Origin of the sequence: Methanobrevibacter sp., from assembly GCF_017432245.1 — an archaeon.
GTDB lineage: Archaea > Methanobacteriota > Methanobacteria > Methanobacteriales > Methanobacteriaceae > Methanobrevibacter.
Genome location: NZ_JAFRJO010000041.1, coordinates 1 through 12,336 on the forward strand (window position 1 = coordinate 1; position 12,336 = coordinate 12,336).

The window sequence follows — 12,336 nt, forward strand, 5'->3', positions numbered from 1 at the left end:
ATAAAATAAAAAATAAATAAAAATGAATTATTAGAACAAGTCAGTTTCATTTAATTTTTCTTCAAACCAATGTGCTCTTTTATCTGCAAACATTTTTACTATCAATGCTAAAACCAATGTTATAGCACCCATAGCAATCAATATCAAGAATGATGGGATGTAATTAGACCAAATCAATCCTAATGCAGTTTCCCTAAGCAAAGTGATTCCATGGGTCATTGGCATATACGGACTGACTGCTTGAAGGAATGGTCCCATCAATTGAATAGGGTAAATACCACCAGTACCTGAAATTTGGAATACAAGCCAAATTACAGCTAATCCTTTTCCAATATGACCTAATGCAGAAATCAAGGAATAGCAAATCAGCATGAATATCAAGGCAATGAAATAAGCCGAAAGCACAAATAGCAACGGATTGGTCATTTTAATTCCCAATATAAATGCACCGATAAGAGTAACTGTAGTTTCTAAAACCGCCATAACTAAGAAAATCAATAGCTTTCCAAAGTACATTTCAGAAGGGGTGTATTTGGTTCCTGTTGACTGTCCAGTTCTAAGCATCACACAAGTAATGATTGCTCCTACCCACATGGATAAAACCAAATAGAATGGAGCGACTTCAGAACCATAATCCGGAACAGAATATAATTCATTTTCCTTTAATACAACTGGTGAATAAATATACTCTCCCACTTCACTTTCATTCACACCGGTTATGCTGGAAAGGGAATCTGCTGCACCTGAAAGACCGCTTGAAGCTGAAAACAATGCAGATGAAGCACCATTAGCAAGCAATGCAGAACCTGCAGCTAAGTTTACAGAACCATCAGCCAATTGAGAACCACCAGTTGCAACACTGGAAGCACCTTCAGCCAAATCAACTGATCCATTTGCTAATTTAGAAGAGCCTTGTGCAAGATTGCTTGAAGCTCCTGCCAAATCAGAACTTGCATTAGCCAATTCTTTAGAACCGTGCACAACTGGTTTAATCTGATCCGGCAATAAACTTTCATCAACAGAACTGTCTAACTGCTTTGCAGATTCCTGCACTTGAGTAGAACCAGCAGAAATCTGATTTGCAGATGAGGAAATCTGTGAAGATCCTTCTTTAACTTGAGATGAACCTGCAGAAAGATCATTAGCCCCTTTCTTCAAATCATTTGCTCCGGATTTAAGTTCAGAAGCACCAGATTGCACTTTTGAAGCACCTGCACTTAATTTCCCAGCACCAGAGGACATCTGACTTGCACCTGAAGCAAGTGCAGACTGCAAGTCTCCCAATTTTTCATAGGCAGCAACATTAATGAATTGGACAATCTTTGCATTGACCTTATTGTAAACCGCTCTTGCTGCAGAGTCACTTAATTTTGAAGCCATTGGATTGGATTTCCTATTGACAATATATTCCAATTCCGCAGAATGTGGATCATCAGAGGTAATTGATTTGATGGAACTGCTGAAATTCTTTGGAATGACTATTCCAGCATAATACGTTCCATTCTTAACCCCCTCCCGCAGGTCATCTTCACTTACAAAAGTCCAATAAAAATCATCATTTCTTTTCAATTCGTCTTCCAATTGGTCCCCTACATTAATGTCTTCACCATCAAATGTTGCACCTTTATCCAGATTTGCAACTGCAAATTCAAGATTTCCAGTATTATCGTAAGGGTCCCAACAAGCTTGAATGTTTATAAGAGCATATAAAGAAGGTAAAATTATAATGGCAATCAATGTTAACACTACAATTGGATTTTTAGTGAATACATCCTTAAAATCCTTTTTAAGAAGTTCACGTACATTACCTAGCCCACTTCCTAAATTTAATTCTCTCATATTTAACCTCACAATTTTATAAAAAATATGTAATCATTAAAATTTTATGTAATTATTACTATTTATATTTAATAATTAATATAGTTAAGTTTTTAAAAAAAAGTAAAAGAAGTTTTGAAAAATAATAAAATTATTAAATTAAAAAAGAATTGAAAAAGAATGAATAAAGAATTAATACAGACTTAATAAAGAATGAAAAAAAGATAAAAAAATGGAAATTAATTAGCTATTTAATTTTAAAATAGCTTCTGCTAAATCTCCACCAGTTTCTCTTAATGCCTCTTCAGCATCTGCAGCACTTACACCAGCAGTATTAGCAACCATTTCAATGTCTTCGGCTGGAATTTCAATCTCTTTTTCCACTTCAACTGCAGTTCCAGTGACTTGATAGGTTTCTTGACCCATTACAGTCATTAAGCTTACATCTGCAGGTGAAATGATTAAATCCTTATCATCACAACGAATAATGACTTCTTGGACACCATCGATTTCCTTCATGTCCATACCCATTTTCTTCATTTGTCTTTGCATATTCTTTAATTGCTTTGGGTTCATACCAGGTATCATAATATTTCCTCTAAAATTTAATTAAATAAGAATTTTTTATGAATTTTTATTAAAGTATTCATTATTTCTTTAATTATAGTCTATTAATTAGAATATATAATAATTTTTATTTTTTAAATCCTTTTCTTGTTTTGATTGCTTGACCTGTCTTAAAGTCTAGCATCTCCTTGTGATTCAAAAGCGCTTTACCGAATGCTAAAAGTTCACCTTCTTCATTCACTATCAAAACTTCATCATTGGACCTTATGTTTTCATCACAATCAATGATGAATTTTGCAAATACACTTTTTCCATCACGTGCAAATGATTCAACGCTATTATCAATCATTACTTTATTACTCATTCCATCAAGACTTGCAAGTCTTTTTGCACCTAATTTGGAAAGAATCAAAAAGCTGTCTGATGCTCTCATATTGACAATGTTTTGGTTCTTATCAAATACATGTCTGATCTTACCTGTCTTTTTACTCTTTTCTATTTTTATCTTGCCAGTAAACAATGCATCTCCAGCTCCATGGCCAAACTGATAATCAGCAATTGCCTTCAATTTCTTGAGGTCATCCTTTTCAAACTTGATTTCTTCAGGATGCTCATATTCTTCAATGAAATCAAGCTCAAGCTCATCCAAGACCTTAGGATGAATCAATACATTATCGTAATTTTCTGCAAAATCAACTAAAAAGTCTCTCACAAACTCAACAGCAATCTTATCATGAATCTTAGGGGCAGCACTTTGGCTTAATGGATAAACCTCATCCAATTCAAGTGGAATCAAGCAGAATGGAATATCTAAAACAGCAAAATCTGTCTCCTTATTGTCAATTATGCATGGTTCATCCTCACCTTTGGACTCATCCTTTGCATAAACAAGGAATTCCTTAAAAGTATTTGATAAGTATTTGCTGTAAGGCTTTCTATAAGCAGGAAGGACAACAAGATTTTTCTTCTTGTCCATATTTTCCAATTGCTTTAAGTGTCTTGTAACCTCTGCTCTCTTCAATGATTCAGGACCAGTGTAGAAAAATGCAGACTTCTTGCTTCTTGGGTCATACTTTTCCAAGTCTTCACTGTACTCACCTAAATGCCTTAAAGCATCAAGAAGCATAGGGTGAGCTCTGCAACGTTCCTCTACAAGTTCCATCAAGCTTCCTTCAGCAATAGCTTGGCGGATAAGCCTAAGTTCTGCAAAGCTTACATGAAGATTATGTTGAGCTATGAGTTTCACTCTCTCTTCCTTATCCATTGCCCTTAAGTCATCTGGAGTGTATTTGCAGCAGACTTCACAGGAACAAGGCATTTCTGTCATGTTTTCAAGCTTGATTGTACCTCTTGTAGTAAGGAATCTGTCTCCTTCAGCATATAATATATAAGCAGCTGAATCGAATAAATCACATCCCATAGCTACACAAAGTGCAAAGATCATAGGATGTCCTGCACCCATCAAATGACGTGCCTTAGAGTCTGGCAAGCATTTAACGGAATGCATTACAGCATCAACAAGGTCTCTGTAATGATACATTTCCATAAGAGGCACAACTGCACCAATAGGATACAAGTCTGCATCAAGCTTGGTTAATTCAGTTGCACAGTATTCACGCAAATCCGGATATGTGGATCCTTGAACCACCGAGTTTATTTTCATTTCATAATCGTTATCCTTAACATAACTGATGGCTTCCTTAGCACGTTCAATGGTGATTTCAAGGTCTTCTTCAGCTTTTTCCCTATCTACATAAGGACCAGTTGGAATGTCAAGGGAAGTTCCTATATCGGTTCCAATAGCTTCCTGAAACTCAATCACTTCCTTGTTTGTAATGTCTACATCACCATAGACAGATAATTGGAATGAACCTGAATCTGTCATGATAGGGCCATCAAAGTTGATGAGCTCATGCAATCCAACATCCAATGCCTTCTTGCTTAAGTCCTCATCCTTATAAATCAAATAAGCATTTGTAATTACAATGTCTGCACCATAATCCTTAACATTTATGGTTTGTTTTCTAGGATGGATTACAGGCATCAAGTTAGGGGTTTTGACATCCCCATGATTTGTCTTTAAGATGCCCACTCTTCCTCTCATATCTTTTGCTTTAATTTCAAACATGATTTTCTCATCCTTGCTAATAATAAAAAGTAAATTTAATAAATCTTTAAAATTGGTAAATATGATTAAATTTTTTAAAAATATAAAAAATAGATTTATATATCTTATATTAACTTATTAGTTTAAAAAGTTTTTTAATGAAATACCTTATTGAATTTCATCTATTATTGGATTCAAAGCATCAAAATCAATATAACTGATATTTTTTCCATATGTTTCAATAACAGCATTTATTTCTGCAGTCCTTTCTTCTTCCTTCATTCCTTTTACTTTCCTATGGATAAATGCCATCATTGTCTTGTGCTTTAGGTTAAGATTTGAATAATCTATTGCCCCTCTCAAGAAATATACTCTTGCCTTATTATAAATGCATCCATGAACCTGTTGCTTGATTCCATTCATGATTTCTTCCCTATTCTTTTTATCATTAGGGTCTGCCAATCCAACGGTTCCAACGATAAGTTTTTTATCTTGAACATCCCTGATTTTATTTAGGGTCTTTTTTAGACCCATGACACTTCCAGCGTATAAAGGTCCAAGATAGACAATTACATCATACTGATTTATGTCTGTAATCTCAGTGTATTCCACTGCTTCAATGCCTGTTCTTTTAGACAACTCATCAGCATACTGTTTTGTTGATCCATATTGTGAAGCATAAATTATTATTTTCATGTTATTCATCCTCATTTTCCTTAAGGGAGATTTTACTTTTATTTTTAATCTCATCCAAACGTTCCATCATTTCCAAAACACGTGTTCTGGTATTGTTATCCTCAAAGTATTCCTCTTTATAATCATTCTCAGGCTCTACGATATATAATGCCTCTTCAGACAAAACTCCTGGAATGTTCATCTTAGCCAAGTTTCTTTCAACTCTTCTCTTCAATGGCTCATCATCCATCTCTTGGCCTAAAAATATTGGAGTCTTTACAGCAGAGGAAATTTTGGTGTTATGACGTGCATAATGCCTTTCTTCAGTTCTATTGTCAAGAATTTCTTGAGATGAAAGATTGAGATTTGGGTCCCTAAATGGAATTCCCACATCAGACAAAGCCATCTTTATCTCGTCATTCTTCGGCAATGATTTGGTAAGATTTTTAGGATTTGGTGATGCCAAAGTTCCACCTTGGAAACGTCCGAAGATTGGACCTAAGGATACATAAAAATCCGCTTCAATAAATGTCATTCTTACAGGAGAAGATGAAGTATATGTACAGACTATTCCATTTTCCTTAATCACTCTTCTAAACTCCTTGAAAAAGTCCACGGACACCAATTCAGGAGACATGTTTTGGCTGAAAGGATCCAAAAATATTGCATCATAACTGTTGTCAGACAGTTTCCGTATGACTTGCCTTGCATCATCAATATGGATTTTCAAATCAGTGTTTGAAGGAATTTCTGTGCTTTCAAGTTCCAATGATGCATATTCACAATCAATCAATGCTTGCTCTATTGCCTTTTTGGTAATGTCATGAGCTTTGATTGGAGATGGCACCATTAAACCTGCTGCAAGAGTTGGCTTGGATATTTCAAGCATGTCAATGTGTAGATTTGTGCTTCCATCACTGTTTTTGATGAAGTCATCAATTGCTGCAGATGAATTGTATCCCAGTCCTGCACAGATGTCTAAAATAGCTATATCCTCATCATAATCAAGCTTTAATGGCTTTATGAACTTTTCAAATGATTCACTGATTGCACCTGTTGAAGTGTGTAAAGTCTCCACCTTATTATTTATTTCCTTTGACTTGATGCTGTATGATCCATCATCTGTTTTAACAAAATAGTCATTATGCTCTGAAAAAATGGAATTTCTAAATTTAGCATCCTTGTATTTTCCCTCATTTTCAAATGCTTCATTTATCAAATCATAGATGGTTTCATCAATTACAGTAGACTCTTCAACATAGCTCATTTAATCACTTGAATTATTCTAAATTATAAAAAGTAAAAAATTAATATATAAAACTGAAAAATTTCTAAATCTATTTGCCTTCACTTTTTAAGACCCTATTGATTAGTAAAATCTGATGTTCTTTAGGTAAATCATTAAAGAAAGTACTGAATCCACAAAATTTCACAATTAGATTTGGATGTGTTTCTGGTTCTTCTTTCGCTTCAATTAGAGTTTTGCTGCTAACTACATTAATTTGCATTTGGAAAAATCCTGATTTGATGCTTGAAATGAGAAAATCTATAATCTCATCAAAATGATTCTTGATGAAATTAGGTGCAAACATCAAATCAATCACATTACCATTAAATTTGCATCTATCCATATCAATTTTTGATGCAAAACGCAATATTTCTGTAAAATCCTTGTCAGTGTCTAGAGAAATATATTGATTGAATGGTTCACCATTTTTTCTCCCATCAAATGAAGAGGATATTTCATCATCTGAGAACATGTATGAGGAATTTGTAAGCCCAAACTTGATTTTTCCACCAAATTCATTAGTGTAATCTTTTAAACAGTCCTCCAATAATTGAATTACATCATTAGCAATATTGATTATTTCTTCATCATCCATACCAAAACAAGGTTTCATATTCCTTAAAATATTATAAACATCTTGATATTTGTCTTTTTTAAAGTTATTCTTTCTCATTTTGTTTAAGTCAGTCAATGTGTATTTCTTATCATCAAAGACAAGTTTTTTAATGTTATACAAGCTGTTTACAGTATTTTCAAGGGCAATGGTTGTGATTCCATAATGATTGTACTTAGCTCCACCTTTGGAGATATCCAATTGATTAACATTGCAATCATCAGTGAATAAGGAAAGCAATGGATCTTCATTCCATTCAATATCATCCAATGTTTCAATTAATGAATCCATCTCTTTCTTGAGATAATATTTGTATGAATTAAATAATTCCCCATAATTATCAATCATATCCAATACTTGTGGAGTTTCATTATCAAAAAACTCATTTAAAGGTTTTAAAAATGAAATGCAAGCAATATTGTTCTGTTCCAATCCTTTTCCAACAGTTGAAGGCTCATAATAAGTGGAAACTGAATAGTTTGCAGCATCCTCCTTATCATAACCAAACTCCACCATCTTATCTATAACTACTTCATCATTAGAGAACATTATATTGGAAATTCCATTGCTGATGGTTTCCAAAGCCAATTCTATTAAATCACGAGGGGTTTCATTGCTTATCCTAAGCATAACTTTAGGTTCATATAATCTTAATTCATCAATGGCTCGTATGAACATGTAAGTCAAGTCATTATAGAAATAATACTCCCCATATTCATCCTCATATTTACCGCCTAAAACAATTACTTGACCAGTATCCCCAATAAATGCATCGCTTTTATACCATTGGTAAGAATGTAAAGTCTTTAAGAATGCTTTTATTATTTCATACACTTCTTCCTGAGTGATAAAACCACTGTTAAGATCATCAAAGTAATAGTCTTCCAGTATCTTATCCAATCTGCCTAAACTAATTGAGGAATGGCCAGTTTGCCATAAGACTTGATTATAGAAAAGAATTCTTTGCAATGCCTCTTCAAAGTGTTCTGCAGGAGCATCAATCATATTTTCAAAGTAACGAGCAAATTTAGATCTATCCTTATGATTGGAATTTCTTAATTTCTTCACTATTCTGTAAATAAATAATTCGATTCCATCCAATGCATCCAATTGGTTTTTAATGAAATCAGAACTTAAATCACGAGCAAAACCACGACCAGCTTTAGGATGGAAATAGAATTCATTATATTCATAAACAGAACTTTTAAGAATTTTGGAATAATCTGGAGAAATGCCATTAATAATTTTTCCATTAAAATTTAAATTTTTCAGTTCATCTAAAAAGTATATGAATCCCTCTTTAGGGATATCAATATCGACTTTTCTAAATAGATTCTTTATTTGAATACCCTTATTGAATTTTGATGATGAAATGTAAAAATTATGCATGTTAGAAGCTAAATATGAACCTGCCTTTTCCTTGCTTCCAAATCTCCTATTTAATTTAGTTATTGTGGAAGAATATATTATAGGTCGTGAATTAGATGAAGATCTCCCTCCTTGACGACCAGCTAACCCTTTGATATTGTCAAATAAGCCCATATTTTAACTCCTAATATATTAAAAAAAGTTAGTGAAACACTATATTAATTCCAATCACAATTATATACAATCTTTATATGTTATTATTTTAGTAACTCATTAATAATATATTTATCATTATTATCAATAAGGCGACAAACAAATAATAAAACAATATAGATTACAAGACCAATTGGAATAGCTAACCATAAAGAAACATTTGCCCAATATATTACAACTGCAAATATAATTGAAACAAAAATTATTTTAATTACTGTTTTGAAAAGACCAAAATCTGGCTTGAAGTCTGTTTTAAATATGTAATATAAAGTTAAGACTGTAATCAGTATTTCACTTAATACAGTAGCCATTGCAGCACCATTATAATCAAACATTGGTATTAATATTAAATTTAACAAAACATTGAAAATTGCTGCTGCAATATAAACTTTTGTTACAATGAATTCCTTATTGATTGCATTCAAAAGTGTTGAAGCAGCGCCATTGATAAATAGGAAACTTACTGTCCAGATAAGTATTTGAACTGGAACAGAAGCCAAGGAATACTGATTAGTGTAAATCAAATCAACTAAAGGCCTTGCATAAAAGAAAATGACAATGCTTATAGGTAAAATAATCAATAACAAATATTTTACTGAAAGCTCATAAGTAATTTTAAGTAAATCTTGTGACTCTTTGAAAAATTTGCTAAGGATAGGAAAAATTACACTTTGATATACTACAAAGAAAGTAGTGAAAACATAAATTATATTATATGCTGATTTATAAAGACCTGTAGAATAATCTCCAACTAAATAAGACAACATGACAAGATCTATTGAAAAATAAATTGTATAAAAGAAATTAGTTAAACCAAATGGGATGGAATTTAAAAAAACCTCTTTGATAAATTTCAAATCCAATTCAAACTTAGGGAAAGAGAATGTTTTAATGTATTTAAATAACATATATGAGCAAAAAATGTAATACCCAAAAGCATAGGATATTGCTATTGCAATTACACCAAAATCAAACCAAATTGTGACTAAAATTCCTAGTAATAATAAAATACTGTTTAAAATAGTGCCTATAGCCTGATATTTAACATTTTCAAATGCTTGAAATACCCCATTTAAAAAATTAGTCATAGATATGAATATGAGCTCGACTGTAAATATCAAAGTAACTACTATTGTAAGGAATGGATAATTCATAAAATATAATATAATGGCACCTAATATAAAAAGAACAAATGCAAGAATTAATTTAAATAAAAAAATGTTATCCACATATTTTTCTAAAGATTCCCTATTTTTTGCAATCTCTCTTGTAATATATGTGTTCATACCCAAATCCATTACAATACCAAGTAATGCATTAAATGAAACAGCAAAGGAAACAATACCATAATCTGTAACACCTAAGTATCTTGCTATAATTATAGTCCACAGAAATGCACAGATACTTGTAATTACCTGAGACATGGATAACCAACTAATATTCATAAAAATAGATTTAACTTGATTCATTTTTACACCAATGATGAAAAGACAGAACAAAACTATATCAAAATGACTTTTAAAATATCTGATTGAATAATTTTTTTAGAAAAAATTTCTTATTTTTCAGTTCTTATTAAATTAAATTTTTCAAATTTTTTTATTTAAAAAAGTATAATAATAAATATACGAAAGAGTATAAGAATCATTTATTAAATTACCTAAAACATTTGATTTGGCTTCTAAAAGTCTTAAATAATATTCTTTTGCTTTAAATTCATTATGTTTTATATAAACATCTAAAAGAATCTCAGCAATGTAGCCTATAACTCTTTTTTGCTCTAAATTATTAGACTCATAAATTTTTTTTTCTAGTTCAAATAAATATGGGAATAACCAAGAACAATAACTGTCAAACCAATCTTTATAAGCAACAAAAATAGAATAAGAAAACAAATCATTTCCATATAAAACTTTATAAAATGTTTCTTTATATTCAGGATAAAATTCTTCAAAAAGTTCACAAGAAATTAAAAAATCTTCTTTAGACACATATAATAAAAAATTATCATAAACCGACTCTATTTCTTTCTTTCTTTTAGAAACAATGACAGCATTTTCTTCCAAATCTCTTTCGATTTGCTCTTTTTTTAATAAATCTCCAGTTCCTAAAAATCCATTTACTAATAGTCTCCTATAATGATTCAATCCAACAATATCAGCATCACTGTTTTTCCACATCCAATACAAACCAGTTAATTCAGAATAATATTGATTTTTTTCAGAAATGTTGTCTCCAGTATCATCTCTTAGATACCCATAAGATTCTTTGTCTTTAGCACCAACAAAAAGAGGAGTGTAAACATCGTTTTCAGCAATATTATCATACTTCTTATGGGTTACAACATAAATCTTAGTTTTTTTATTACTCATAGGAAATCTCCTTCATTTAATTTCATGTGAAAAAAATAATACATGATTAAATATTGCTATAATTATGCTAATTTAAAATTTTAAAATACTTCTTAATAAGTTTAACTATAATAAAGAATTAACACTATTCCAAACTTTCAACCAATTTCAAAGCTTCCTCAATTACTTTCCACATATCAAAATACTGATACATTCCTAGTCTTCCACCAAAGATAACCTTATCCTCTTTGTCTGCCAAATCTTTATATTTAGCAAACAATTCACTATTCCTATCATCATTCAATGGATAATAAGCTTCTTCTCCTTTTTCCCATTCTTTAGGATACTCCCTTGTAATCACAGTCTTATCAGATTCTGCATTCTCAAAATGCTTATGTTCAATTATTCTTGTAAAAGGAGTTTCCCTATCAGTATAATTGATAACTGCATTTCCTTGATAGTTTTCCATATCAAGAGTTTCAAATTCAAAATCGAGTCCTCGATACTCTAGCTCTCCAAAGCAATAGCCATAATACTGATCAATCATTCCAGTGAATAAGACTTTATCTGCAATAGCTAAGAACTCCTCCTTATTGTCAAAGAAATCAGTATTCAACCTTAGTTCAACACCATCCAGCATCTTTTCAATGATCTTGGTATATCCTCCAATAGGAATTCCTTGAAAAAGGTCATTGAAGTAATTATTGTCAAAAGTAAATCTTACAGGCAATCTTTTAATGATAAATGCAGGTAAATCCTTACAGTCTCTACCCCATTGCTTTTCTGTATATCCCTTTACAAGCTTTTCATAAATGTCTCTCCCAACAAGGGATATGGCTTGCTCTTCAAGATTAGTGGGATTTTCGATATTGGCTTCCTTTTTTTGCTCTTCAATCTTTGCCTTTGCCTTATCAGGAGTCATCACTCCCCACATTTGATAAAAGGTATTCATATTGAAAGGAAGGTTGTATAATTCACCTTTGTAATTAGCAATAGGAGAATTTGTGTAACGATTGAAGTCAGCAAATTGATTGATGTAATTCCAAATCTCCTTATTGTCAGTGTGGAATATATGTGCACCATACTTATGCACATTTATGCCATGTTCTTCTTCAGTATAAACATTCCCACCAATATGGTCTCTCTTTTCAATGACCAAGCATTTTTTGCCTCTTTTAGTCATTTCATATGCAAATACAGAGCCAAATAAACCTGATCCCACAATTAAATAATCATATTTCATGAATACACCAATTAATATAATAATAAGAGTTCTTTAATTATTATTAATATTTGTCATCATATTATAAATAATTTAATAAGAAACAAATGCAAT

The 12,336-nt window shown here is 31.6% G+C and carries 9 protein-coding genes; all 9 read right to left on the reverse strand.

Annotated elements, in window-relative coordinates:
* Positions 1-30: 30 nt before the first annotated feature.
* Positions 31-1,839 carry a YhgE/Pip domain-containing protein gene (locus IJI80_RS03560; RefSeq protein ID WP_292787698.1) on the reverse strand — a complete coding sequence of 603 codons (1,809 nt, stop codon included), beginning with the start codon at positions 1,837-1,839 and terminating at the stop codon, positions 31-33.
* Positions 1,840-2,061: 222 nt separating this feature from the next.
* Positions 2,062-2,406, reverse strand: coding sequence for a nascent polypeptide-associated complex protein (locus IJI80_RS03565; RefSeq protein WP_292787700.1), 345 nt, complete (start codon positions 2,404-2,406; stop codon positions 2,062-2,064).
* Between the two features lie 106 nt (positions 2,407-2,512).
* Complete coding sequence (tgtA, locus tag IJI80_RS03570; RefSeq protein WP_292787702.1) at positions 2,513-4,513, reverse strand: tRNA guanosine(15) transglycosylase TgtA; 2,001 nt, start codon at positions 4,511-4,513, stop codon at positions 2,513-2,515.
* A gap of 147 nt (positions 4,514-4,660) precedes the next feature.
* Positions 4,661-5,188, reverse strand: a complete 528-nt coding sequence (locus tag IJI80_RS03575) for a flavodoxin domain-containing protein (protein WP_292787704.1) — start codon at positions 5,186-5,188, stop codon at positions 4,661-4,663.
* 1 nt (position 5,189) lies between these two features.
* The gene (locus IJI80_RS03580) at positions 5,190-6,434 is read right to left on the reverse strand and encodes an MnmC family methyltransferase (RefSeq protein ID WP_292787706.1); all 1,245 of its coding nucleotides are present in this window, start codon (positions 6,432-6,434) and stop codon (positions 5,190-5,192) included.
* A 70-nt stretch (positions 6,435-6,504) separates the two neighbouring features.
* Positions 6,505-8,610, reverse strand: coding sequence for a pyruvate formate lyase family protein (locus IJI80_RS03585; RefSeq protein ID WP_292787708.1), 2,106 nt, complete (start codon positions 8,608-8,610; stop codon positions 6,505-6,507).
* Between the two features lie 83 nt (positions 8,611-8,693).
* Entirely contained in the window at positions 8,694-10,118 is a 1,425-nt protein-coding gene (locus tag IJI80_RS03590; RefSeq protein ID WP_292787710.1) for a flippase, read from the reverse strand.
* 120 nt (positions 10,119-10,238) lie between these two features.
* Positions 10,239-11,021, reverse strand: coding sequence for a DUF4422 domain-containing protein (locus IJI80_RS03595; RefSeq protein WP_292787712.1), 783 nt, complete (start codon positions 11,019-11,021; stop codon positions 10,239-10,241).
* 124 nt (positions 11,022-11,145) lie between these two features.
* Positions 11,146-12,243, reverse strand: a complete 1,098-nt coding sequence (gene glf / locus IJI80_RS03600) for a UDP-galactopyranose mutase (RefSeq protein WP_292787714.1) — start codon at positions 12,241-12,243, stop codon at positions 11,146-11,148.
* Positions 12,244-12,336 lie beyond the last annotated feature (93 nt).